The sequence below is a fragment of the Wolbachia endosymbiont (group B) of Longitarsus flavicornis genome, from assembly GCF_964028135.1.
Taxonomy (GTDB): domain Bacteria; phylum Pseudomonadota; class Alphaproteobacteria; order Rickettsiales; family Anaplasmataceae; genus Wolbachia.
The window spans coordinates 1069885-1092584 of record NZ_OZ034758.1 but is presented as its reverse complement, the minus strand read 5'-3'; the positions used below and the strand labels follow the sequence as shown (position 1 = coordinate 1092584).

Sequence of the window (22700 nt, the reverse complement as noted above, 5' to 3'; positions counted from 1 at the left end):
ACCCGCTAACCTATGAGGTTCATAACGGCAATAAATAGTTAAATCCCCTTTTTGCATGTTTTTCTTCCTGTGAATTTTCTAATAGGTTGGGAGAATTCTTATCAACAGCTAAAAGAAAACTTTTACCATTTTAGACTAAACCAATGGATACCTTATTCAAGGTAGCTGTCTAGTTCACACAAATTCTCCCTAATAAATATACAAGATTTGAAAAAATTATGTCCAAAAAATCTTTGCTTAAATTATCATATTATATATGATATAGCTTATTTAAAGTATCATGAATGTTTATCCAAGTAATGAATTCTGGGAGAGTGATTTAGAAGTTCCTGTTAACCTCTTACTAGAACGTTTTCAGGATTCTAATGTACGTCAATCTTGGTTAGATTCCCTTTCTGGTAAACAACTTAGCATCATTTTTCAGCATTGCTTTAAAAATCATTTAAATGGGCAACTTTTTCAGGACGGAAATTATGACGATAGATCCACTCAACAAAAACGTAAGATACTTACCAGTTACTCTGACTCTCTTTTTGACTATTATCTCATTAGCTACTTTGATCGTACAAAACTTGAGGCTACAGTTAGTGAAGTAGCAAGATTTGCTCTGACTGAGAAGTTAATGAGATCGTACCTGGTAAAAAACAATACCAAGTATGATAAAAGATCCTTATTGTTTTTACTATTTCACATAAATTGTGAACTTCTAAAATCTGTCTATCACTTTGATAAAGTACAAAAGAAAGGTTTCGTATCATTTGCTTTACAGAAATCACCAAGACAAATACATACTTCATTTAAGGAATTTATGTCACGAGAAGCCGTAGAGCAGATACTTAAGGATGATGACCAGTTGCAGGGTTTTTTCCATCATCAAGATCGAATATATATGTTTGTACGTCGAGGAAGTGACATGGATTTACTGCTTAATTCAAACAAAGTTGTTCATGGTCATAAACCTGAGTGGATGATTTTAGACTTTTCTCTTGATGGCACTCAGGTTAATCTCTGTGCTAAAAATACTAACAAGGCTGTGGAAATAGCAAATAGCATTGTAAGTGGGTATTTTGACTGCGAATGTACTTTTGTAAGTATACAAGATAAGAACTTTCCATTACAAGTGCACAAATTTCTTCAAGCATGTATAGATGGTTCTGACTCTGACATTTGTATATTTGAGTTAAATTTTAAGTCAGATTATTTTAAAAATAGTAATACATATCTTACTTTGAGTGTAAAGCCATATGATCCTATTGCACCAGAGTTACATATTTTAAAGCCAGCTATTGGCAACATACTACAATCTATTCAATCAGCTAAAGTAATGTTCCAAAACAAAAAGGTAACATTTTCTTTCAAAATAAGTGGGGAAGTTTATTATTCAGAGCATCCACTCAATAAAAAAGAAAGAGAGGACCTGAAGAAACATATGGAACAATCTTATGGTCTTAAAATTCTTTCACGAGCAAATTGCTGATCTTTTAAGTTCAAATAGTTCTTGGGTAAATCCAAGCCAAAATCATATTAAAGCAGCAAGATACTTATTTGATCTTGGATGGATAAAAATTCAAGAAAGGTATTATATTGTTTGTTCTCGTGAGGAAGATCGTCTTGATTGGCCAAATGTAGTTGATCCAAGTTGTAGTAATGAGATTTTTATTGATTCAGACTTTGATGAAGCATGTGATGACGCTATTTGTGAAAACTGTTCTCGTCATATTTTACCTAACACTTATCAAAAACAGAGATTTCATCTCTTATCCATATACTTAAATACAGAAAAGGTCATAGACTGGTTTGAAACAAAGTTGAATGATTCAAGACTTATGTGGGAAAAAGTGGAACAAGGAGTTTATTATATTTGTAATCAAGGTCGTATTGTAAATCTAATAATCCTTGATTTTTGTACTGATGCGATATTTTTAACTATAGATAAACTTAGAGTCCACCCTACAGTTCTCATCACTCTAAAAAAAGATATACCAAATCTATTACTGAATCTATATGTAGTGCCAATGGTGAAACTGTTTTGTCAGCTTAAGACTGTAACTGAGATCATACGCGTCAAGTTAAGGAAATAAAGGTATGAAAGAGATAGAATAATAAGGTATAAGTTCTCCCAGATATACTTTTAGTGAGAGAACCAATGAATAAAATAACTAGCTTATCAAAAAAGCTCAAAGAATTTTTTAATGAAAAAGCAGAGAAAATCTCAATTACAACAAGGTTTATAAAAAGAAAGAGAAAGCTAAAAGGTTCATCATTCGTAAAAGCCATGGTCTTGGGTAATATAGGAGTTGATAATTGTAGCGTAGAAACAATGTGTCAATTACTAAACGAGGACTCGATAGATATAACAAAACAAGGTTTGGATTTTAGATTTACTGAAGAAGCAGTGGAATTTATGAAAAGGATGTATAATGAATCTGTGATTCTCTTTAAAAATATCTTGCAAGTTGATTGCAAAATCTTACAGCAATTTAATAGTGTTAAATTATTGGACAGTAGCTATATTACTCTACCTAACAGTATGGAAGAGATGTATAAAGGTTATGGTACTAGCTACAGTGGCTATGAAAGCAATACTAAGTATGGAATAAAGTTACAATTAGTTTTCGACTACATGAATCAGATAATAGACCAACTTAATTTAACGGAGGGGGTAAGATCAGACCCACTGCCATTAAGTTAAGGAAAAGTGATGAACTGTATTATAAAATCAGGTAAGATTCACAAATTAAAAGAAGTAATGACATGAGTAAAAAAAAGAATAATCATGTTTATAAAAAATAAATTGATGAGTTTAAACTTTATAAACGCACACAGAGCATCCTCAAAAGACTTCTCACGAAAAAGAAAGCTGCCCTTCGTTAATGTATTTCTCCTGATTTTTAGAAAGAGTGTAAAGTCATTACAAGTGATGCTTAATGAGTTTGTTCTGCATACAAGAAAAGATTATACAATTACGGCAAGTGCATTTACTCAAGCAAGAAAGAAGCTAAAACATACTGCGTTTTCAGAGTTAAATGATGATATAGTTTCCCTATACTACCAAGATCAGGAATTTAAAACCCACCATGGCTTCAGAGTACTTGCATTTGATGCTTCAATACTGATTCTGCCAAAGAGCGACAAAATAATAGGTGAGTTTAGCTCAAGAGCAGTATGGAATGGAATCCAGAGATTTGAAGACTATACAAGTGCAACCTTTGAAGTTTGCTACGATGTGCTAAATAATATTGCAATAAAATCTGTGCTAAGTAGAGGTGACAGCTATGAGGTTGATTTAGCAATCGGTATGCTTGAATCCATAAAATCAGACGATTTGTTAATCTGTGATAGAGGATACGTATCTTATCGATTTCTTGCTGAGCTTACAGGAAGGAAAATCAATTATATAATTCGCTGTTCAAGTTCGTCTTTCAATGAAATAAACGCTATGTTTAAGCCGGAAAGCCCATCTAGTACGGTGGTAGTGTCTACCGCACCTATTAAAGTAGCAAGACAGCTACGAAAGCTAGGATTACCTGATGAGATGAAATTCAGGTTAGTCAAAATAATACTTTCTTCTGGCGAAGTTGAAGTGTTAGTAACATCTCTGTTAGATGAGAAACGTTTTACAGTTGAAGAGTTTGAGAGATTATATTACTTGCGCTGGGGAGTAGAAACATTTTTTTCTAGGCTGAAGGGAAGATTAAATTTAGAGAATTTCACAGGAAAAAGTATTGAAACTATCAAGCAGGATTTTTGGTCAACTATCTTCATCAGTAATCTAGAAAGTATCATGATAGAAGATGATGAAGAGACATTGAGCTCACAGAATAGTAAACTAAAAAAAAGCATCAATAAATCTGTCTCATTTAATGCGATTAAAAACTTAGCCTTTGATATTTTTTCTACAGAGTCAGACATAGACTGCATTATGGATCGACTATCACAGTTATTTTTGATGAACACTTTAGTGGTGAGAAAAGGGAGAAGAGTTGATCGTCATAAGATATCTGATATTCGTTCACTCAACTACCAGAAAAGAGCTAGAAAACATGTGTTTTAAATTCAAGATATCTTTTCAGTATCATTGCATTAGTACATTCTTTGCAAAATAACCTGCAATTATTACTTTTTTAAATAACTTGCACTTTTCAGACTCCCTTTTCTTAAAAATTCACCCTAGTATTTACCATAATTATCAATCACTTCAAATTTTTTGTCCAATCTTAACTTCTCTTTCCCTTAACTTAATGGCAGTGGGGCTTTCATCCACCTCTCAACATACAGTATGACCCATTTGCAGTCTGTGTGTTTCTTGATAGCCTGCAGTGCTAAATCGTGGTCCAGATTGTCGAAAAATCCAGATATATCAAGATCTACCGTCCAATCATTTTTCCAACATCTCTTCCGTGCTGTGTATACCGCATCCAGCGCAGACTTATTTGGTCTATAACCATATGAATCTTCGTGAAATTTCGGTTCTACTAACGGCTCAAGATACATTGTAGCTGCTGTTTGCGCTATTCTGTCGAATACTGAAGGCACACATAAAATTCTTTGCCCTCCTGTATCTTTTGGTATCGCAACAGCTTTTACCGGCTCTGGAAAATAACTTCCGGATGACATCCGATTCCATAATTTGTATAGATTATCCTTTAGATTTTCTTCAAACTTTGTTATCGAGACCTCATCTACACCTGCTGCACCTTTATTTTTCGATACTTGTTTATAAGCTCTCCAAATAAGTTGCTTCGGTATATCAAAAGACTTTGTTTTATTCATTAACTCCTCCCTTTCGGTTGATAAATAATTAAAACTAAATAACTTAGCCCCTTCACTCCATTTCCATTACAGAAACTTCTTCGCTACTACGAGCTAATCCGCCCCTGTTTTTCGCATCGGTACTCTCATCCTCAGAGATCAGCTCTTTGGACTTCTCCCTTTTCATCGAAACGACAGGTTCCCGTAGTTCCATGCAATAGCCTAAAATAGATTCACGCCACTTTTATGCCGGACGCCACCTACCCAGTAAACAAGCTCCCAGTAGATTCATCCCAGGTTAACGACTACCCCCTGGTTTTGACGTCGTCTCTACGCTTTCGACACTTCATCAGTGGTTCACTTGCGTTCGTCTCTCTATTTCATACATGACACATAATTGTGCCTTTTCCATAACGCTCACTACCTTAGCTCTTTACCAAAGCAGCTTATGGCTGTTTGAAGCCTGCTCTTGCAAACCGGCTCCGAGGGGCCCTCCCTCATCTACTGCACAGCTTCAACACTTTCCGTGTTTCTACGGCGCACTGTCATCTGCGTACCTAATTACATTCACTCCACTTCTGATTTTTCCTCTTCTTTTGCTACCTAATTTATCAAAGCGACTTTCTAATAACTGTTCAAGACCATCTAAGGTAAAGTTAGCTAGTATTGGAGAAATTATACCTCCTTGCGGAGTGCCAGCAGTTGTGGGATACAAGGTTTTTGACTCTAGGAAACCAGCCTTTAACCAACTATGCAGAATTTTCTTCTCCATAGGAATATGCTTCATAAGCCATTCATGGTTAATGTTGTCAAAGCACCCTTTGATATCACCTTCTAGTATCCATTGTGGTCGATTGCGTCTTGCCAGTAATAAGTGACAAGCAGCAATAGCATCCGCGCAGGATCTTTTAGGTCTAAAGCCATAGGAGTGACGGTCGCTGATCGTTTCAGATACTGGCTCCAGGGCAAACAGATATAATGCTTGCATGGCTCTATCTTTTATCGTTGGTATTCCAAGAGGTCTTCTTTTGCCATTAGATTTACTGATATAAATCCGTTTTAGCGGAGAAGGTTTATATCCTCTTTGCTTTAACTGCTTTATTCCTTGAAATTTAGCATTGCAAGTTGACCATAGTTGACGATCTACACCCGCTGTGTTTTTTCCTTGGTTTTCAGTTACTCTCTTAACAGCCAAAGCTTTTCCGCTAAAAGAGCGTGTGAGAAGATGTTGTAAAGCTTTTACCTTACCCCATCTTCCTTCTTGGACAGCCTTAACAATACGTCTTTGTAGCCTTATAACAACTTTTGGCACTTCTTCCATGGCAATTGCTTCCATGCTTCGGAGTTGTCGGTAGGTGCACTTACAGTTTTATCTGTAATCATCTGCTTTCCTCCCTTAAGTGGTTAACAAAGTTTCTTGTCACGAGGGACCAAATGGAAGTCTGCTCGTTTTCACGCGAATTAATGTTACAAATTCTATCCATTTCGTTACAAAATGGCATTCGCTTTCTCCATTCTCCTTTACCTGCACTTCCATCAGCATTCCTTGCGGTTTGCTTGCCATGTAGGCGAAAATACAGGCTTACCCTGTTCCTTCTATCATACAACAGTGGGTTAGGTGGCTTCTCTATACCGGTGGAGTTATTATTTGCGTACATCTAGAAATGAAAAATGTAACTTATCCACATTACCTTTTGGTCAGAGCTTATCAGCATCTTTAGCTCCTTAATCATTACGATACTTATGAAGCTTCACTTACGTTCACCATACCACTAGCCTAGCCCTCCAACAACATGATGCTTGTAGTTTATGCTCCTCTCACGATTGAGCATCTTCTTTTTCAAGAGGAGGTTCATTGTCCGCATCGCTTGGCACCAACCGGTTGCCCGATTCGCACTGATGCGTAGACTCAGATGGCAAAACATCTGGTTTAATAAGTTTTAGAATCCTTTCAGTTTCTTTCTGAATGAATTCCTCTCCTTTTAAACAATATGACCGAAGACTTTCAGGTCGCACCATTTCAACTATAACTTGCACTCCACTTTCATTCCTGCAGAGAACATCAACAATGCTTTGTTTTTTAGAGGCAATTTCAGCATCCATGATAGTGCTGAGAAACTCTATGTCTTTTATTTGATTTTTGCCAGTAAAGCCCAGAATATCATTGAGAAAATGAATGAGGATATCTTTATTTTTTTCTGTACCAAAGATACGCCGAAACGCAACATCATTTTTTGGATCGAGAAATTTAGAAAAAGCCATAAGGAATTCGCTTCAAAATTATTAATATTATACACTATTTTCTGTGATTTTTCAATTTAATATTCTACCCGTATTAACCTGATAAGGCACGGTGACTTTACCGGTTGAGCCACTTCTATTCTTTGCGACATTTATCTCCAGTTCGTTATTAGAGCCTATTTTATAGTAGCTGTCTCTGTAGAGTAGTAAAACTATGTCGGCATCTTGTTCCTGACTCTCGCAAGTCTCCTAATTGCGGTCTTTTGTTTTGCCTTTCTTCTACTCTGCGACTAATTTGTGATAGCGCGACAACAGGAACTTCAAAATCCTTGGCGATGTTCTTTAAAGTTCTGCTGATTTCTGTCACTTCAAGCGTTCTGTTCTCTGTTCTTCCTGATCCTCTGAGTAGCTGCAAGTAGTCAATGTAGATGCATTTTATGCTGTATTTATTACAAATTGATGCGATCTTTTTTCTTAGAACATTTAAATCCATACTTCCTGAACTATCGACAAGGAGATTTAAAAAGGCTAATTCATTTAATCCTTGGTACAGAAGCTCCATGTTCTTCTTCTTGATGATGGTGTTGATTGTCTCATTGACTTCAATGCTGATGATTCTGTTAATCAGCTGGTTTGCTGACATTTCGAGGGAGAAGAAGCAAACATATTCATGATCCTTTAAAGGTTTTGCGGCCTCTAGAGCCATGTGTAGTGCTATTGAGGTCTTACCAATTGAAGTGCGTGCTGCAAGCACAGAGAGCTCTCCTTCCTTGAAGCCACCTGTAAGCTCCTTTATTCCTGTTGTTATTCCCTCTATTTCGTCGGGTTTTGCTAGCCGTTTATCGATGTATTCTCTGTAGTCTTTGAGATAATCAAATATTGGCCTTACGTCCTCATCGACCCTGAGCCCTCCTTCCTGATCCATTCTTCACCTAAAACCGGAGGCTCCTCAAACTCAAGATCTTGTTTTCGTCGCCTCTCCCAATGAGTTATATTATATATAAATAATATAATATAATATAACTTATAGTGGGGGGTACCCAAAAAAATGGTTATTTTTGAGCTGAGCAAAGCCGCCTAAGGTGAAGAATGGATCAGGAAGGAGGGCTGTATAATTAAATATACTATGCTTATAGGAAGGTTCTAACTTTTATAGATGTATTCTCTATGTTCTATTGCAGTAATTATTACTGTACGTTCTAATTTACTTATTCTATAAACCAAACGATAATCACCAGATCGTATTCTACGATGCCCTTTAAACTCACCAAGTAAAGGATCTCCTGCCTTTTCAGGAGAAAGCGTAAGACGCTCTTTTACAATTTCTTTTATCCTTGACCATATTGTCTTTGGAAGGCTTGTTTGTGAACTACATTTTCTTCATAGCAGATTAAATACTTATCACCAGTTGATATCTTCATGCCTGATGAATTTTGCATTTCGAGTGTCGCGTTGAATAGCGAGTTTGGCTATTGCCATATCTTCTTCATTTTCAATTGCTTCTTGTATGAATTGCTCTGCTAGTTCTTGAACTGATTGATTTTTTACTTTAGCTAGACGAGCAAGGTTTTTTAAAACTTTTTCACTAATATTAAGACCTGAATCAGTCATAAGTTTTACCGAGTTCTACTACTCTATAATTATACAACATTTTCATGAAATTTTCAATAAAGAATTGTTAAGGTGAAGAGGAAGGAGGGCTGTATAATAATATATTTATAATTTACCTATACTACCAAGATCAGGAATTTAAAACCCACCATGGCTTCAGAGTACTTGCATTTGATGCTTCAATACTGATTCTGCCAAAGAGCGACAAAATAATAGGTGAGTTTAGCTCAAGAGCAGTATGGAATGGAATCCAGAGATTTGAAGACTATACAAGTGCAACCTTTGAAGTTTGTTACGATGTGCTAAATAATATTGCAATAAAATCTGTGCTAAGTAGAGGTGACAGCTATGAGGTTGATTTAGCAATCGGTATGCTTGAATCCATAAAATCAGACGATTTGTTAATCTGTGATAGAGGATACGTATCTTATCGATTTCTTGCTGAGCTTACAGGAAGGAAAATCAATTATATAATTCGCTGTTCAAGTTCGTCTTTCAATGAAATAAACGCTATGTTTAAGCCGGAAAGCCCATCTAGTACGGTGGTAGTGTCTACCGCACCTATTAAAGTAGCAAGACAGCTACGAAAGCTAGGATTACCTGATGAGATGAAATTCAGGTTAGTCAAAATAATACTTTCTTCTGGCGAAGTTGAAGTGTTAGTAACATCTCTGTTAGATGAGAAACGTTTTACAGTTGAAGAGTTTGAGAGATTATATTACTTGCGCTGGGGAGTAGAAACATTTTTTTCTAGGCTGAAGGGAAGATTAAATTTAGAGAATTTCACAGGAAAAAGTATTGAAACTATCAAGCAGGATTTTTGGTCAACTATCTTCATCAGTAATCTAGAAAGTATCATGATAGAAGATGATGAAGAGACATTGAGCTCACAGAATAGTAAACTAAAAAAAAGCATCAATAAATCTGTCTCATTTAATGCGATTAAAAACTTAGCCTTTGATATTTTTTCTACAGAGTCAGACATAGACTGCATTATGGATCGACTATCACAGTTATTTTTGATGAACACTTTAGTGGTGAGAAAAGGGAGAAGAGTTGATCGTCATAAGATATCTGATATTCGTTCACTCAACTACCAGAAAAGAGCTAGAAAACATGTGTTTTAAATTCAAGATATCTTTTCAGTATCATTGCATTAGTACATTCTTTGCAAAATAACCTGCAATTATTACTTTTTTAAATAACTTGCACTTTTCAGACTCCCTTTTCTTAAAAATTCACCCTAGTATTTACCATAATTATCAATCACTTCAAATTTTTTGTCCAATCTTAACTTCTCTTTCCCTTAACTTAATGGCAGTGTCCACAGAACACCCTTATAATAATAGAAACTGGCGATATCAGGTCGATCTCTACGAAGTAATCGACTTGATACTCCTTTCAGACTGTTAACTAGTCTTGATACTGGGAGCTTTGGAGGATAATTGATCAGCAAATGAACATGGTCTCGTTCACCATCTATTTCAATCAATTCAACATTAAAATCATCACATACACTGGTAAAGTAGCTTCGGAGTTTTTCTATTGCATCCTGATCAAATATTTTTCTCCGGTATTTTGTGACAAATATCAAGTGGACGTGCATTAGGAAAACACAGTGCCTACCATGTCGAATATTGTTTTCTTTTGTCATATACCAAAATATAATAGAAAACATGAAACGACTACAAGCCTTTAAATACCAGTTAATACCAAATGGTAAGCAAGAGCGTGATATGCGGCGCTCTGCTGGAGCTTGTCGTTTTGTATTCAACAGAGCGTTGGCTTTCCAACACGAGAATTACGAAGCGGGTAATAAGTACAGTTCCTACACAAAAATGTCTGCATGGATCACTGAATGGAAAAATGATACTGAAACTCAATGGCTTAAAGAAGCCCCAGCGCAGTCACTACAGCAATCTCTGAAAGATCTGGATCGCGGATATAAAAACTTCTTTCAGAAAAGGAGTGCATTCCCCCGTTTTAAAAAACGGGGTCAGAATGATAGCTTCCGCTATCCACAGGGTGTGAAACTAGATCAGGAAAACAATCGGATTTTCCTGCCTAAACTCAAATGGATGCGCTATCGCAACAGCCGTCAAGTCACTCGTAAAGTAAAAAACGTCACCATCAGCAAGTCATGTGGCAAATGGTATGTTAGCATTCAGACGGAATATAAGGTTCCTGAACCACATCATGAATCCACTTCGATGGTTGGACTTGACGCTGGGATAGCCAAACTTGCCACTCTTTCCGATGGTTCGGTATACGAGCCTGTGAATAGCTTCAAATCTAACCAGCATAAACTAGCAAAGCTACAACGTCAGTTAAGTCGTAAAGTTAAATTCCGTGCCAACTGGCAGAAGCAGAAGCGGAAAATTCAGCGATTGCACTTAAATATCGCCAACATCCGCCGCGACTACCTTCATAAAACCACAACGAAAATCAGCAAAAACCACGCGATCATAGTCATTGAGGATTTGAAGGTCAGCAACATGTCGAAGTCAGCAAGAGGTACGGTGGAACAGCATGGACGCAATGTACGTGCAAAATCTGGGTTAAACCGCTCGATACTGGATCAAGGCTGGTACGAAATGCGTCGCCAGCTTGAGTACAAGCAGCTTTGGCGCGGAGGTCAGGTGTTAGCTGTAACGCCGGCGTATACTAGCCAGAGATGTTCCTGCTGTGGTCATACTGCAAAAGAAAACCGCCTATCACAAAGCAAATTCATGTGTCAGGTATGCGGATATACAACGAACGCTGATGTAAATGGTGCTCGTAACATTTTAGCGGCAGGGCATGCCGTGTCTGCCTGTGGAGGGGATAGTGCATTTAGCCTACCGATGAAGCAGGAACCCGCCGAGATGATTCAGACTTCGGTCTGAACGTGGTAGGAATCCTTGCCCTTTAGGGCGGGGAGGATGTCAACTCAGTTTTCACAGTTGAACATGATATTCATGAGTTTCTCAGCAAATACGAGCATAGGCTACACGCAGTAGTCGTGGAAGAACACGGCATTGGCTTTAAAGTGATCGCAGATCTTAGGACACTGCTGCCAAACACACTCATTTTAGGCTCAAGAAGAACGAGGTCAAAGATGGAAGTGTTTCAGTCTTGCAGTCAGTTTGTTGAGCAAGGTCACATCTTTCTTGAGAAAGAGGAAAGAGATTTTCATTATTTGATATTTGACGAGTTTGAAAAGATTCATACGGAAACTGAGTTCACCGATGATATCGCCGATGTCCTCAGTGAATTCATCATGTGGTTCGCCGAAAGAAACCGTCTAGGAATACCTTGTCCTGATGACCTGTATATATAATGCGATTTTGAAGAAAGGCGCTAAAAACACTGTTTCTGTTCGAGCAAGAGCACCTTTTTCTTGTTTAAATATCTGTGATCTTTAGTTATCCACAGAATTGTGAATAACTAAGTTGATAACCTAGTAGAGTATATAATTTTACATTTCTGAGTACTTTGGAGATTTATAATAAATATGATCTCCAAATACTAATATATATATAATTGAGAATAAAAAAACTGTGGATAACTCTGAAAAAGATCAAAAAAGACATCAAAAAGAGTATGATTAGATTGAAATATTTACAGAAAAACTTACTCAATTGATAAATATCTTAACGCTTTTTAAGATAAAGACAAATAGAGGGTCGTATTGGAGCTAAAGGTTGAAATTTTAAGTGCTTCTTAATACTTAAAGAGGTACTTTAATAATTCCTTTTAAGTACTAATCCGGAGGTTCGATAGGTTGTTGTTTAAAAGATTGGCAGATATTTTTATTAGCATCGAAAATTACATAATGTATATTATGGAAAATATAAGAAACACAAGCTTTCAGAAAGAGAAAATGAAATTTTTGCTCTTCTCAAACAGCATAAAAAAGTGCCTGTTGAACCTCCAGATTAATGCTCAAAAATGTTCAATTGATACTTTAAAGTATTACTTTAAAAATACCTAAAGTATCACTTCAAAAGCACTTAAAAATTTTATCTTTTAGCTCCAATACGACCCCCTTATTGGCTTTTGTTAGAAAAATATTAAAATTATAACCAAATATGTAATCTTTTATATGATTGTATTAGCTTGGCTCCCTTAATGGTTGTTTCTTTTCTTTAAAAAATATTAAAATAAATATAACTTTTTAGAGTTATCCACAGTTTTTTTATTCTCAATTATATATATATTAGTATTTGGAGATCATATTTATTATAAATCTCCAAAGTACTCAGAAATGTAAAATTATATACTCTACTAGGTTATCAACTTAGTTATTAACAATTCTGTGAATAACTAAAACAATAAAAAGGGGCTTCTAATCAAATGGAAAATAGTGTCATTCTTTAAAGAACGACGCTAAAAACATTGTTTCTGTTCGAGCAATGGTTACACCTATTATCAGATCTAGGTACCCTGAATAGGATTAAGGGTACCTAACGAAGTAAAAAATTTGGAGAAAAAGGAAGAAGAAACTGTATCCGTTCAGAGGTATGGTAAGGATAAAAAAGAATTGACATAACATATCAAAGTAATAATAACAGAAAATGTTGATAGTAAGGTAAGGCTAGATGCTTCAATTGTTGATCAGTATTGTAGAGTTATGTAAAAACTTAGAGCAAAAAGTAGCAAAGCTTGAAGAAAAAAATAAAATCTTAGAAATAGAGAATGCTGAACTAAGAGAGAGACTTGGCTTGAACTCAAGGAATTCATCTTTACCAAGTTCAAAAGAGCTGTACAAAATAAAAAAAGACACACCAGAAGATAAGTCAGAGGGTGGCAGGAAGATAGGGGGTCAAGTTGGTCATAAAGGAAATTATCGGATAAAAATGGAAGCAGATGAAGTAATTAGAGTAAGATTACATGATACTTGTGAATGTGGTGGAGAAATTGCAGTATGCAACAAACCCTATATTCACCAGAATGTTGATCTCCCAAAAATTAAGCCTTACGTAGTGGAATACCAACTAGAACATGGGCGCTGTCGTAAATGCGGAAAAAGAAGGAGTAGCAAATTACCAGAAGGAGTTACACCTGATACCTTTGGTCCTAGAGTTAAGTCAGTAGTTGCATCACTAAGTGGGTTTTATAAGAATTCAAAGCGAGAAATAGCGAATATCATGAAAGACATCTTTAACATGAGTATAAGTGTTGGTAGTGTGTCCAATAGCGAAGCAAGGGTCTCGTCAAAATGTAAAGAAGCCTATGAACAAATAGAGGAAGAAATGAAAGCAAGCGAAATTTTGCATATTGATGAAACCAGTCACTATAACAAAGGTAAATTGGAATGGTGCTGGATGTTTGCCAACAATAAAGCAAGTCTTATGAAGTTAGCAGATACAAGAGGAATGAAGTTTTTAAAGAATAGTGCATTTTGTGATTACAAAAATCGGGTAATTACCGACAGATATGGAGTTTACAACCACTTCAGTGATGAAAAACGACAAATTTGTTGGGCTCACTTATTGAGAAATTTCGAGAGGTTATCTCATAGCTGGAATAGTGAAGTAATGAGACTTGGCCATTGTTTAAAAGATGCAGCTAATGGATTATTTACATTAAAAAACGCTTTGTCAGAAAATGAAATTAGTATTTCAAAGTTCACTAAGCAAGCTAAAGAGTTACGAAGATTTATGCAGTACTGCATGATAAAAATATCTTATATACTTGAAGCAAAAGGAGCTTCACGAACGGTAAAGGGTATTATAAAATCCGAGCCAATGATGTGGACATTTTTGGATGATCCAGAGAATATTCCATTAACGAATAATCATGTTGAGCGACAAATACGGCATTATGTTGTCTATCGTAAGAATTCATATTTTGCACAGTCAGAGCGAGGGAATAGATTCCTTGAGCGGATAATTTCGTTGTATCTCACTTGGAGGCAAAAAAAGTTAAATCCATTTCAAAACCTTCTATCTATTGTCTCTTAAGCCACACCTCTGAACGGATACAAGAAACTTCTTCCTTTTTTTACTTAACTACATTGCCACTGTATCAGCTTCTTGTTTTACAGTGTCAAACCCTTTTGTATAAACGGTATCTACACAACTCTTAGGCTTTAAAACATCGTACGTAATAGCACCAATCGTAGCTCCAACTACTAATGCAGCGACTAAGGCTATACCAATTATAGTCGGCAATACCGTTAATGCAGCGCTAGTACCAAAATACAATCCTAACCCAACTGCCAATGCAGTTATAGCACCACCAATAGCACCAAATTTCATTCCTTTCTTAGCTGCATCTTTCTATAATCGAGTTTTAATCCTTTCACGATCATCTTCAGATATAACTTCCCAAAGTGATTTTAATCCGTAACTTTCATTAATTGCATGTAAAACGCCTGGCAGAAATTTAAAATCAGGATTTTTAATGCATCCATCTAGTGAGATACTTTCTCTTTTTTTACTTTCACTATCAAAACTTAATAAAAAAACTCGCATATTTAAAATGTCTGCAAGAGGAATATCTAGTTCTTTCGCACGATTTAAAACCGCTTGAACTTGCTTTACCTTTAATGATTCATAAGATCCAAGAATTGTATCTCCATTGGTGAAATAATATACATTAAAAACAGCGAGAAGATCTTCTTTGTTTTTTATTTCTCTTAAAGATGCATCAATATCATCAACCTTTCTGAATTCTTCATATAACTGGTCAAATAACTTTCCTTGTTCTTCTGTTAAGAACATATCAAACTCACTGCCATTAAGTTAAGGAAAAGTGATGAACTGTATTATAAAATCAGGTAAGATTCACAAATTAAAAGAAGTAATGACATGAGTAAAAAAAAGAATAATCATGTTTATAAAAAATAAATTGATGAGTTTAAACTTTATAAACGCACACAGAGCATCCTCAAAAGACTTCTCACGAAAAAGAAAGCTGCCCTTCGTTAATGTATTTCTCCTGATTTTTAGAAAGAGTGTAAAGTCATTACAAGTGATGCTTAATGAGTTTGTTCTGCATACAAGAAAAGATTATACAATTACGGCAAGTGCATTTACTCAAGCAAGAAAGAAGCTAAAACATACTGCGTTTTCAGAGTTAAATGATGATATAGTTTCCCTATACTACCAAGATCAGGAATTTAAAACCCACCATGGCTTCAGAGTACTTGCATTTGATGCTTCAATACTGATTCTGCCAAAGAGCGACAAAATAATAGGTGAGTTTAGCTCAAGAGCAGTATGGAATGGAATCCAGAGATTTGAAGACTATACAAGTGCAACCTTTGAAGTTTGTTACGATGTGCTAAATAATATTGCAATAAAATCTGTGCTAAGTAGAGGTGACAGCTATGAGGTTGATTTAGCAATCGGTATGCTTGAATCCATAAAATCAGACGATTTGTTAATCTGTGATAGAGGATACGTATCTTATCGATTTCTTGCTGAGCTTACAGGAAGGAAAATCAATTATATAATTCGCTGTTCAAGTTCGTCTTTCAATGAAATAAACGCTATGTTTAAGCCGGAAAGCCCATCTAGTACGGTGGTAGTGTCTACCGCACCTATTAAAGTAGCAAGACAGCTACGAAAGCTAGGATTACCTGATGAGATGAAATTCAGGTTAGTCAAAATAATACTTTCTTCTGGCGAAGTTGAAGTGTTAGTAACATCTCTGTTAGATGAGAAACGTTTTACAGTTGAAGAGTTTGAGAGATTATATTACTTGCGCTGGGGAGTAGAAACATTTTTTTCTAGGCTGAAGGGAAGATTAAATTTAGAGAATTTCACAGGAAAAAGTATTGAAACTATTGTAAGTTAAAAATGTGATATAAAGGAAACAAGAGGGAAGATAACTCTAATCACTATAGGAATAGAGTTATCACGGGTGTGTGCGACCGGTGAAACAATTGGTATTACAACCGTATTGATCAAGGTACACTAGCCCTATCTCTCGATACGTTTGAATAGTTGCGTGGGACATATGTATGCACCCGTTTACAATCTTAAATTAATTAAACTATCGAGGTTATCATGATTACATCTTATCAAAATTTTATAGGCATTGATATCGGAAAATTTAAAAATGTTGTTGCAGTTCACAATCAGAAAAACGCTGTTACATTTAACAATAATACTGCTGGTTGGCAACAATTGTTTAAAGAGTTTTCAAATATCTTACCTGATTCTTTAGTAACTTTGGAGAACACAGGAAAGTACGAACTTGGCTTAGCACATTTTCTTGTTGATAAGAATATTGCTGTACATCGAGCTAATACTCGCAAAGTAAAAAGCTTTACCTTATCTCATGGAACTTTAGCAAAGTCTGATCAATCAGATGCAAAAGCTATTGCTCAATATGGATTTGAACGCTATAGTACTCTACCTCTATTTGTACCTATGTCAAAGGAACAAACAACTTTAGCTGCACTTTGCCAACGTCGTGATGATCTTACGCAAATGAGAACTCAAGAGAAATGCAGATTAGAAGCACCTGAAAACAGCTATGTAAAAGAAAGTTGCCAAAAAACTATTGACTTTTTTAACAGTCAGATAAAGGAGCTCAACGATTCCATACAAAAGATTATCGATGAAAATCCAGAGTTACAGAAGCGCCAAAAAATCCTTAGAACAGTGCCAGGAATAGGTCCAAAATTGTCTCAAGACTTTGTATGTCTAATGCCAGAACTTGGCTACTTAAACAAAAAAGAAGTCGCAAGTCTTGCTGGAGTTGCGCCACATCCAAAGGAAAGTGGAAAAACTATTGGCTATCGAAGAATAACAGGTGGTAGAAGCAATGTTCGTACAAAGCTTTTTACAGCTGCGATGGCTGCTACAAGATCTAAATCTGCACTTGGTACTTTTTACTCTGATCTTATTGGTAGAGGTAAAAAGAAGATGGTGGCTATAACAGCTCTAATGCGAAAGATCATAGTAATTGCCAATGCACGACTTAAAGAAGCAATTAATATGAAATAAAAAAGCTGCATAGAAAATAGGTTAATGAATATGTGCGCCCACACAAACTGAAAGCACATATTCATTAATCATAAGATCTAAGCAGTAACAGCTGTTTGATATAAAATTCTTTTTCTGTAATAAATTAGATTTTTTATTGCCGAAAATACATTTTTTAGTTGAGTAGAAATACAAAATTATAAACAAGAGTTGTAATAAAACTAAACTCAAAAAATTAAAAAAAACATAGTTGATCAAGCAGGATTTTTGGTCAACTATCTTCATCAGTAATCTAGAAAGTATCATGATAGAAGATGATGAAGAGACATTGAGCTCACAGAATAGTAAACTAAAAAAAAGCATCAATAAATCTGTCTCATTTAATGCGATTAAAAACTTAGCCTTTGATATTTTTTCTACAGAGTCAGACATAGACTGCATTATGGATCGACTATCACAGTTATTTTTGATGAACACTTTAGTGGTGAGAAAAGGGAGAAGAGTTGATCGTCATAAGATATCTGATATTCGTTCACTCAACTACCAGAAAAGAGCTAGAAAACATGTGTTTTAAATTCAAGATATCTTTTCAGTATCATTGCATTAGTACATTCTTTGCAAAATAACCTGCAATTATTACTTTTTTAAATAACTTGCACTTTTCAGACTCCCTTTTCTTAAAAATTCACCCTAGTATTTACCATAATTATCAATCACTTCAAATTTTTTGTCCAATCTTAACTTCTCTTTCCCTTAACTTAATGGCAGTGATGTAAATCTACTCCTATTTTTTCACTCTGTAAATTTCCTAACATAATATTCTTCTTAATTAAAAAACTAAATAAGCATTAATACTATACTAATAATAGTATGATTACTTTTCAATACAATTTTCACAAAAGTCAAAACAATTAATATACATTATACAGCCCTTCTTCCTGATCCATTCTCCCGATATAATTCTTTATTGAAAATTTTAGGAAAAAATAAAGAAGCCTCACACTTTTTTAACCTGTATCTGCTACAGAACAGACACTAAATCTGCGAGGGTATAGAAGTTATCTCCAATATCTCTTAATACATCACTTGTGACAATGGGTGCTGACTCTTGTGAAGGAGATTCATACCACTTATTACATTTTGCCTTGCATGTTGATCTCTCGATTAATTTAGACCAATTAGGGTACTCTCTTTCACACCATCTGTGGCAATCGTGAAGTGGATTAACTTTCTCATCACAAGCATCTCTCCAAGCTTGCTTACATTTTTCCTGGCATTCCTCCACCACTCTTAAGCCACGTTCAGACAGATCTTTCTCACATTTGTCCTCGCAGTTTCTACACCTTAACCACTCCACCTTCTGATTACATTTTGCTATAATATACTCCTTAAAAAAATTTGTATAATTATAACATATAAGCATTAATATATTATTAATAGCATATTAGCTTTCCAACACAGTTTTCACGAAAGTTAAAACAAATTATACAGCCCTCCTTCCTCTTCACCTTAACAATTCTTTATTGAAAATTTCATGAAAATGTTGTATAATTATAGAGTAGTAGAACTTGGTAAAACTTATGGCAAACGCTAATTTAGCTTTCAGTAAAGAAACTTTACAGCATCTTGCTGAATTATCTGAACTTACTAAGCAACCTGCTCAAGCATTAGCAGAAAAACTACTCAGAGAAGCAATAGATAGTGAAATGGAAGATTTTTTATTATCTGTGGTTGCTGATCAATATGATATTGAAAATGAAAAAAAAACTAAAAGTGAGGACGTGGATTGGAATACACTATTATCTTCCTAGACAGTGTTCTTGAAAAAGATCTTCCAAGTCTTCCAAAAAAAAAGTACGGTCAAGAGCTGTAGATGCAATAAATGAGCGACTTACAGTCGATCCAGTGAATCTTGGTGAGCCTTTATACCATAGCTTTAAAGGGTTCAGAAGACTAAGGGTTGGTGACTATCGTATCATGTATTGTGCAGACACCAAAAAACATGAAGTAACTATTATTACAATAGGACATAGAGACACCATTTACGAGAAAGCTTTGAAAGTACTTAAGAACTATGTTTTTCAATAATTTCTGTTTCGTTAAGTTACGTAAGGAAACTATATCATCATTTAACTCTGAAAACGCAGTATGTTTTAGCTTCTTTCTTGCTTGAGTAAATGCACTTGCCGTAATTGTATAATCTTTTCTTGTATGCAGAACAAACTCATTAAGCATCACTTGTAATGACTTTACACTCTTTCTAAAAATCAGGAGAAATACATTAACGAAGGGCAGCTTTCTTTTTCGTGAGAAGTCTTTTGAGGATGCTCTGTGTGCGTTTATAAAGTTTAAACTCATCAATTTATTTTTTATAAACATGATTATTCTTTTTTTTACTCATGTCATTACTTCTTTTAATTTGTGAATCTTACCTGATTTTATAATACAGTTCATCACTTTTCCTTAACTTAATGGCAGTGGTTCTGTGGAGTCCTAGTTATTTCGCCTCAAGTTGTGGAGGTGCCCCACTTTCAGTCATCAAACAATACATTGAACAGCAGGCAACGCCTGAATAAAGCCCTTTAGGCTTTTCGCCTTATATCCCCGCCCTAAAGGATGGGGCTTTACGGCGTTTTTGGGTAAAACATACCCAGGTCCATGCCCTCGATCATCAATTTGGAGACCAATATTAAACTGCCCATCGATGAACAAATTATCAGATATGACGGCACTAATTGGATTAGCTTTCTGCGGCTCCTGAAAATATGGAAGGTTGTCAAAAACAATTTCAGCAGCTGCAGCATTGCCGTAACAGCACTTTAGCTCCGCGATATAACGATCTTCGGGGTCGTCTACGTCAACGAAATAGTAGAGTTTGTGGGGCAATGCACCATTTTCATCAAGTTGCAGAGGATTTGGTGCTGGTACGACATTTCCTTTTGAATCTTTGTGATACACATTACGAAGAGTTGTGGGGCTCTTTTAGAAGACTAAGAGTTGGGGATTATCGTATTATGTATTGTGCAGACACTACAAAACATGAAGTAACTATCGTTACAATAGGACATAGAGACACCATTTACGAGAAAGCTTTGAAGGTACTTAAGAACTATGTTTTTCAATAATTCCTGTTTCGTTAAGTTACGTAAGTAAATTATAAATATATTATTATACAGCCCTTCTTCCTGATCCATTCTTCACCTTAGGCGGCTTTGCTCAGCTCAAAAATAACTATTTTTTTGGGTACCCCCCACTATAAGTTATATTATATTATATTATTTATATATAATATAACTCATTGGGAGAGGCGACGAAAACAAGATCTTGAGTTTGAGGAGCCTCCGGTTTTAGGTGAAGAATGGATCAGGAAGGAGGTGCTACCTTAATGGTTGTTTCTTTTCTTTCAAAAATGTCTAAATTGACCTAATTTTTCAGAGTTATTCACAGTTTTTTTATTATCAATTATATATAAAAAATTTGGAGAAAAGAGGAAGAAGTCTCTTCTTCCTTTTTTTACTTAACTACACTACCATACTTGCCGCTGTACTAGCTTTTTGTTCTGCATCAACGCTATCTAGCTTCTCACTAGGAACCTGCTTTGACATTGCATATGTAATACCAAAAACAACAAACCCTATTGCTATAGCAACAGCTGCGCCAATAAAAGCCGATATTAGTAATGAAAGACCAGCAGCAGCAAAAAGTCCATTACCAACTCCCACTCCAGCCGTAATACCAACAATAGCACCAAATTTCATTGCTTTATTGCTTGTATTTATCTTCTGCCTTTTTTAAAAGCTGCTTTGATTCATCACGGGCATGTTTTCTTGCAGTCATTCCATAATGATCCTTTATAAAAAGATTAGCACCTGCATCTAGTAAAATTTGTGTTACCTCTTTGTCATGACTATTGTGCAAAGGAGTTTTTCCAAAAGAATCTCGTGCATTAACATTAGCACCTTTGTCTAATAGATATCGTATTAACTTCTTCTTCTCCTCCTCTAAGCAATCAAAATCTCCAACTATTACATGCAATAATGTAACTTTATATCTATACTCTCTTTTCTCTAAGCTAAATAGATGATTTATATCAAATTCTTCCTCCTTCCACCTTTGATATGTATCGCAAGCTTCCGTTGAAACGATAAAAAAGGGTGAAGTTACTGCTATTCACTTTTTGTATCGTTTTTAGCAAAAGCTTCCTCCCAAGTGCCTTGAGTTGCTGCACGGCTATACTCTGTTACTCTATTTTCAAAGAAATTTGTATGTTCCACGCCATTTAGTATTTCATCAAGCCACGGAATAGGGTTATCTTTAACATTATATATAGATTTAAGACCTAATTGCGTTAACCTTCTGTTTGCTATGTAACGTATATAATTGCGCACTTCCTCTGCAGATAGCCCTTCAACATCTCCTAAATCAAAAGCAAGACTTATAAATTCATCTTCAAGTTCAACAATAGTGCGACATGCAGAATATAATTCTTCTTTGAACTCGTCATTCCAAATTTCATTATTCTCTTTAATAAACGTATTGAACAAATTGATAATTGAATTGGTGTGCAAGGTTTCGTCACGTGCTGACCAAGCAATTATTTGCCCCATACCTTTCATTTTTCCAAACCGTTGAAAATTGAGCAAAATTGCAAATGATGCAAATAACTGCAATCCTTCAGTGAAGGCACCAAATACTGCTAAAGTTTTAGCAACATGTTTTTTATCGTGCTTTTTACTTTCCTCAAATTCTAACATGTATTCATACTTCTTTCTCATAGCATCATATTTTAAGAATGCTTGATATTCACTTTCTGGCATGCCAATCGTATCTAGAAGGTATGAATAGGCTGCAATGTGTATAGTCTCCATATTGGAAAAGCTTGCAAGCATCATACATATTTCTGTTGGCTTAAATATATTTGAATAATGCCTCATATAGCAATTATTTACTTCAATATCTGCTTGAGTAAAAAACCTAAAAATCTGGGTCAATAAATTTTTCTCTACATTAGAAAGTTTAGTTTTCCAATCTTTCACATCATCAGCAAGCGGAACTTCTTCAGGTATCCAGTGTATCCTTTGTTGCTGCAACCATGCATCATATGCCCAAGGATAATTAAAAGGCTTGTATATTGGATCTGCTTCTAGCAATGACATAAGGTACCTAATTATTTTG

Annotated in this window: 23 protein-coding genes and 9 pseudogenes; 15 read left to right on the top strand and 17 right to left on the bottom strand. The window is 35.4% G+C overall.

Annotated features, from left to right (window positions below; all coding sequences use genetic code 11):
• The first annotated feature begins 280 nt into the window (after positions 1–280).
• The 4 genes and pseudogenes from ABWU45_RS05055 to ABWU45_RS05040 all read left to right on the top strand — a co-directional run bounded on the left by ABWU45_RS05055 (position 281) and on the right by ABWU45_RS05040 (position 4054).
• Positions 281–1477, top strand: a complete 1197-nt coding sequence (locus tag ABWU45_RS05055) for a hypothetical protein (protein ID WP_353277991.1) — start codon at positions 281–283, stop codon at positions 1475–1477.
• Positions 1443–2081, top strand: coding sequence for a hypothetical protein (locus ABWU45_RS05050; protein ID WP_353277993.1), 639 nt, complete (start codon positions 1443–1445; stop codon positions 2079–2081). The genes ABWU45_RS05055 and ABWU45_RS05050 overlap by 35 nt, the downstream gene beginning before the upstream one ends.
• A gap of 53 nt (positions 2082–2134) precedes the next feature.
• Positions 2135–2674: pseudogene (locus ABWU45_RS05045) on the top strand (IS4 family transposase); the annotation flags it as partial.
• 102 nt (positions 2675–2776) lie between these two features.
• The gene (locus tag ABWU45_RS05040) at positions 2777–4054 is read left to right on the top strand and encodes an IS4 family transposase (protein WP_353277994.1); all 1278 of its coding nucleotides are present in this window, start codon (positions 2777–2779) and stop codon (positions 4052–4054) included.
• Between the two features lie 179 nt (positions 4055–4233).
• Here the strand turns inward: ABWU45_RS05040 and ABWU45_RS05035 are convergent, their stop codons facing one another.
• The 8 genes and pseudogenes from ABWU45_RS05035 to ABWU45_RS05000 all read right to left on the bottom strand — a co-directional run bounded on the left by ABWU45_RS05035 (position 4234) and on the right by ABWU45_RS05000 (position 8604).
• Positions 4234–4773, bottom strand: a complete 540-nt coding sequence (locus ABWU45_RS05035) for a reverse transcriptase domain-containing protein (RefSeq protein ID WP_353278054.1) — start codon at positions 4771–4773, stop codon at positions 4234–4236.
• Positions 4774–4825: 52 nt separating this feature from the next.
• Positions 4826–4966 carry a hypothetical protein gene (locus tag ABWU45_RS05030; RefSeq protein WP_019078704.1) on the bottom strand — a complete coding sequence of 47 codons (141 nt, stop codon included), beginning with the start codon at positions 4964–4966 and terminating at the stop codon, positions 4826–4828.
• Positions 4967–5284: 318 nt separating this feature from the next.
• Positions 5285–6088: a reverse transcriptase domain-containing protein gene (locus tag ABWU45_RS05025; RefSeq protein ID WP_410541939.1), complete on the bottom strand. Its 804-nt coding sequence runs from the start codon at positions 6086–6088 to the stop codon at positions 5285–5287.
• A gap of 43 nt (positions 6089–6131) precedes the next feature.
• The gene (locus ABWU45_RS05020) at positions 6132–6410 is read right to left on the bottom strand and encodes a hypothetical protein (RefSeq protein ID WP_012481962.1); all 279 of its coding nucleotides are present in this window, start codon (positions 6408–6410) and stop codon (positions 6132–6134) included.
• A 358-nt stretch (positions 6411–6768) separates the two neighbouring features.
• Positions 6769–7014: pseudogene (locus ABWU45_RS05015) on the bottom strand (PD-(D/E)XK nuclease family transposase); the annotation flags it as partial.
• A 51-nt stretch (positions 7015–7065) separates the two neighbouring features.
• A pseudogene (locus ABWU45_RS05010) lies at positions 7066–7918 on the bottom strand (replicative DNA helicase).
• A gap of 218 nt (positions 7919–8136) precedes the next feature.
• Positions 8137–8316, bottom strand: a complete 180-nt coding sequence (locus ABWU45_RS05005) for a type II toxin-antitoxin system RelE family toxin (protein ID WP_353279088.1) — start codon at positions 8314–8316, stop codon at positions 8137–8139.
• A gap of 78 nt (positions 8317–8394) precedes the next feature.
• Complete coding sequence (locus ABWU45_RS05000) at positions 8395–8604, bottom strand: DUF6290 family protein (RefSeq protein WP_353278052.1); 210 nt, start codon at positions 8602–8604, stop codon at positions 8395–8397.
• Positions 8605–8711: 107 nt separating this feature from the next.
• Here ABWU45_RS05000 and ABWU45_RS04995 point away from each other — a divergent pair.
• Positions 8712–9731, top strand: a pseudogene (locus ABWU45_RS04995) (IS4 family transposase); the annotation flags it as partial.
• Positions 9732–9925: 194 nt separating this feature from the next.
• Here ABWU45_RS04995 and tnpA read toward each other — a convergent pair.
• Positions 9926–10258 (bottom strand): annotated as a pseudogene (tnpA, locus tag ABWU45_RS04990) (IS200/IS605 family transposase); the annotation flags it as partial.
• An 82-nt stretch (positions 10259–10340) separates the two neighbouring features.
• On the opposite strand from tnpA, the gene ABWU45_RS04985 reads away from it, so the two are divergent.
• From ABWU45_RS04985 to tnpC, 3 genes are all read left to right on the top strand, one after another.
• Entirely contained in the window at positions 10341–11489 is a 1149-nt protein-coding gene (locus ABWU45_RS04985; protein ID WP_353278050.1) for an RNA-guided endonuclease InsQ/TnpB family protein, read from the top strand.
• A gap of 116 nt (positions 11490–11605) precedes the next feature.
• Positions 11606–11923, top strand: a complete 318-nt coding sequence (locus ABWU45_RS04980) for a hypothetical protein (RefSeq protein WP_353278049.1) — start codon at positions 11606–11608, stop codon at positions 11921–11923.
• Positions 11924–13196: 1273 nt separating this feature from the next.
• Complete coding sequence (tnpC, locus tag ABWU45_RS04975; RefSeq protein ID WP_353279066.1) at positions 13197–14549, top strand: IS66 family transposase; 1353 nt, start codon at positions 13197–13199, stop codon at positions 14547–14549.
• Positions 14550–14597: 48 nt separating this feature from the next.
• Here tnpC and ABWU45_RS04970 read toward each other — a convergent pair whose 3' ends face one another.
• Entirely contained in the window at positions 14598–14846 is a 249-nt protein-coding gene (locus tag ABWU45_RS04970; protein ID WP_264683361.1) for a hypothetical protein, read from the bottom strand.
• Between the two features lie 21 nt (positions 14847–14867).
• Positions 14868–15311, bottom strand: a complete 444-nt coding sequence (locus ABWU45_RS04965; protein WP_264683362.1) for a hypothetical protein — start codon at positions 15309–15311, stop codon at positions 14868–14870.
• 109 nt (positions 15312–15420) lie between these two features.
• On the opposite strand from ABWU45_RS04965, the pseudogene ABWU45_RS04960 reads away from it, so the two are divergent.
• The 3 genes and pseudogenes from ABWU45_RS04960 to ABWU45_RS04950 all read left to right on the top strand — a co-directional run.
• Positions 15421–16380, top strand: a pseudogene (locus ABWU45_RS04960) (IS4 family transposase); the annotation flags it as partial.
• Between the two features lie 221 nt (positions 16381–16601).
• On the top strand, positions 16602–17546 hold the full coding sequence (locus tag ABWU45_RS04955; RefSeq protein ID WP_353277894.1) for an IS110 family transposase: 945 nt from the start codon (positions 16602–16604) through the stop codon (positions 17544–17546).
• A gap of 232 nt (positions 17547–17778) precedes the next feature.
• Positions 17779–18099 (top strand): annotated as a pseudogene (locus tag ABWU45_RS04950) (IS4 family transposase); the annotation flags it as partial.
• A gap of 447 nt (positions 18100–18546) precedes the next feature.
• On the opposite strand, the gene ABWU45_RS04945 reads toward ABWU45_RS04950, so the two are convergent.
• Entirely contained in the window at positions 18547–18948 is a 402-nt protein-coding gene (locus ABWU45_RS04945; protein ID WP_353278047.1) for a hypothetical protein, read from the bottom strand.
• A 157-nt stretch (positions 18949–19105) separates the two neighbouring features.
• Between ABWU45_RS04945 and ABWU45_RS04940 the strand changes: the two genes are divergently transcribed.
• Both ABWU45_RS04940 and ABWU45_RS04935 read left to right on the top strand, forming a co-directional pair.
• Complete coding sequence (locus tag ABWU45_RS04940) at positions 19106–19336, top strand: hypothetical protein (RefSeq protein WP_353278045.1); 231 nt, start codon at positions 19106–19108, stop codon at positions 19334–19336.
• Positions 19337–19430: 94 nt separating this feature from the next.
• Entirely contained in the window at positions 19431–19613 is a 183-nt protein-coding gene (locus ABWU45_RS04935) for a type II toxin-antitoxin system RelE family toxin (protein WP_353278044.1), read from the top strand.
• 21 nt (positions 19614–19634) lie between these two features.
• Here ABWU45_RS04935 and ABWU45_RS04930 read toward each other — a convergent pair.
• Positions 19635–19904: pseudogene (locus tag ABWU45_RS04930) on the bottom strand (IS4 family transposase); the annotation flags it as partial.
• 101 nt (positions 19905–20005) lie between these two features.
• Here ABWU45_RS04930 and ABWU45_RS04925 point away from each other — a divergent pair.
• Positions 20006–20101 (top strand): annotated as a pseudogene (locus ABWU45_RS04925) (transposase); the annotation flags it as partial.
• Here ABWU45_RS04925 and ABWU45_RS04920 read toward each other — a convergent pair.
• Positions 20064–20483: a hypothetical protein gene (locus ABWU45_RS04920; protein WP_353279112.1), complete on the bottom strand. Its 420-nt coding sequence runs from the start codon at positions 20481–20483 to the stop codon at positions 20064–20066. The pseudogene ABWU45_RS04925 and the gene ABWU45_RS04920 overlap by 38 nt on opposite strands.
• Here ABWU45_RS04920 and ABWU45_RS04915 point away from each other — a divergent pair.
• Entirely contained in the window at positions 20411–20650 is a 240-nt protein-coding gene (locus ABWU45_RS04915) for a type II toxin-antitoxin system RelE family toxin (protein ID WP_353279086.1), read from the top strand. The two genes, ABWU45_RS04920 and ABWU45_RS04915, sit on opposite strands and share 73 nt — an antisense overlap.
• Before the next feature lie 396 nt (positions 20651–21046).
• On the opposite strand, the gene ABWU45_RS04910 is transcribed toward ABWU45_RS04915, so the two are convergent.
• The 3 genes from ABWU45_RS04910 to ABWU45_RS04900 all read right to left on the bottom strand — a co-directional run bounded on the left by ABWU45_RS04910 (position 21047) and on the right by ABWU45_RS04900 (position 22681).
• On the bottom strand, positions 21047–21283 hold the full coding sequence (locus ABWU45_RS04910; RefSeq protein ID WP_139686560.1) for a hypothetical protein: 237 nt from the start codon (positions 21281–21283) through the stop codon (positions 21047–21049).
• Positions 21284–21287: 4 nt separating this feature from the next.
• On the bottom strand, positions 21288–21560 hold the full coding sequence (locus tag ABWU45_RS04905) for an ankyrin repeat domain-containing protein (protein WP_264683355.1): 273 nt from the start codon (positions 21558–21560) through the stop codon (positions 21288–21290).
• 131 nt (positions 21561–21691) lie between these two features.
• Entirely contained in the window at positions 21692–22681 is a 990-nt protein-coding gene (locus ABWU45_RS04900) for a ribonucleotide-diphosphate reductase subunit beta (protein WP_006013958.1), read from the bottom strand.
• Positions 22682–22700 lie beyond the last annotated feature (19 nt).

What these genes read in the sequence shown, in the direction of transcription:
- ABWU45_RS05055 (WP_353277991.1), top strand. Translation starts at nt 281, where the DNA reads ATGAATGTTTATCCAAGTAATGAATTCTGGGAGAGTGATTTAGAAGTT.
- ABWU45_RS05050 (WP_353277993.1), top strand. Translation starts at nt 1,443, where the DNA reads ATGGTCTTAAAATTCTTTCACGAGCAAATTGCTGATCTTTTAAGTTCA.
- ABWU45_RS05040 (WP_353277994.1), top strand. Translation starts at nt 2,777, where the DNA reads ATGTTTATAAAAAATAAATTGATGAGTTTAAACTTTATAAACGCACAC.
- ABWU45_RS05035 (WP_353278054.1), bottom strand. Translation starts at nt 4,773, where the DNA reads ATGAATAAAACAAAGTCTTTTGATATACCGAAGCAACTTATTTGGAGA.
- ABWU45_RS05030 (WP_019078704.1), bottom strand. Translation starts at nt 4,966, where the DNA reads ATGGAACTACGGGAACCTGTCGTTTCGATGAAAAGGGAGAAGTCCAAA.
- ABWU45_RS05025 (WP_410541939.1), bottom strand. Translation starts at nt 6,088, where the DNA reads ATGGAAGCAATTGCCATGGAAGAAGTGCCAAAAGTTGTTATAAGGCTA.
- ABWU45_RS05020 (WP_012481962.1), bottom strand. Translation starts at nt 6,410, where the DNA reads ATGTACGCAAATAATAACTCCACCGGTATAGAGAAGCCACCTAACCCA.
- ABWU45_RS05000 (WP_353278052.1), bottom strand. Translation starts at nt 8,604, where the DNA reads ATGACTGATTCAGGTCTTAATATTAGTGAAAAAGTTTTAAAAAACCTT.
- ABWU45_RS04985 (WP_353278050.1), top strand. Translation starts at nt 10,341, where the DNA reads ATGCGGCGCTCTGCTGGAGCTTGTCGTTTTGTATTCAACAGAGCGTTG.
- ABWU45_RS04970 (WP_264683361.1), bottom strand. Translation starts at nt 14,846, where the DNA reads ATGAAATTTGGTGCTATTGGTGGTGCTATAACTGCATTGGCAGTTGGG.
- ABWU45_RS04965 (WP_264683362.1), bottom strand. Translation starts at nt 15,311, where the DNA reads ATGTTCTTAACAGAAGAACAAGGAAAGTTATTTGACCAGTTATATGAA.
- ABWU45_RS04955 (WP_353277894.1), top strand. Translation starts at nt 16,602, where the DNA reads ATGATTACATCTTATCAAAATTTTATAGGCATTGATATCGGAAAATTT.
- ABWU45_RS04945 (WP_353278047.1), bottom strand. Translation starts at nt 18,948, where the DNA reads ATGCTTATATGTTATAATTATACAAATTTTTTTAAGGAGTATATTATA.
- ABWU45_RS04940 (WP_353278045.1), top strand. Translation starts at nt 19,106, where the DNA reads ATGGCAAACGCTAATTTAGCTTTCAGTAAAGAAACTTTACAGCATCTT.
- ABWU45_RS04915 (WP_353279086.1), top strand. Translation starts at nt 20,411, where the DNA reads ATGCACCATTTTCATCAAGTTGCAGAGGATTTGGTGCTGGTACGACAT.
- ABWU45_RS04910 (WP_139686560.1), bottom strand. Translation starts at nt 21,283, where the DNA reads ATGAAATTTGGTGCTATTGTTGGTATTACGGCTGGAGTGGGAGTTGGT.
- ABWU45_RS04900 (WP_006013958.1), bottom strand. Translation starts at nt 22,681, where the DNA reads ATGTCATTGCTAGAAGCAGATCCAATATACAAGCCTTTTAATTATCCT.